The sequence below is a fragment of the Mesorhizobium sp. BHbdii genome (assembly GCF_053848045.1).
In genome coordinates this window covers 1-544 of the sequence record NZ_JBSPKX010000112.1, presented here as the reverse complement: position 1 = coordinate 544, position 544 = coordinate 1, and the positions used below count along the sequence as shown (strand labels likewise).

1 protein-coding gene is annotated in these 544 nt (G+C 57.4%); it reads left to right on the top strand.

Annotated elements, in window-relative coordinates; translation table 11 throughout:
* Positions 1-361: 361 nt before the first annotated feature.
* Positions 362-544 (top strand): hypothetical protein (locus ACWTU8_RS32120; protein ID WP_455851289.1); only part of this gene is annotated, 183 nt, incomplete at its 3' end.

Below are 544 nucleotides of genomic sequence, written 5' to 3'. Positions count from 1 at the left end.
CAAGACATTGGCCCAGGCGAAGAAGAGAAGGATCAGGATCGACAGACCACGAGCCGCGCGCATTGCCATAACACCCTCCAGACAATTGCAGACGTCCAGGCATGTTCAAGCTTCAGTCAAGCTTGTCAACGCAGGACGCGGCAGGGTTCCGCCTGCCAACGGTTTCCTTTCCGGCCGATGACCGGTAGTACCTCCATAGGACAGGGGATCACGCATTCTTGCGGCGACGCAAAAGGTGTGAATTCCAAGCCCGTCCTATTGCAGACAATTGGATTGTGGCCCCTTTACGAGCGCTTCAGAACTTCATTCCAATTTTAGTTTTGTAACCTAGGTTGTCTTAATGCCGGCGCATGAAGAGCAGATGTCAGGGGGGACCGCGCCAGGGCGCGTGCTTCCGCGCGCCCTGCTTTTGGCCATGATATGCGCGACCGCGCTGGTTGCCGAATCAAGGCCTGCGGCCGCTTTCGAGCTTTTCGGTATCAAGCTGTGGGGATCGTCCAGCGACGAGGACGCCGATATCGTCGATCCGCTGCGCTATGCCGTG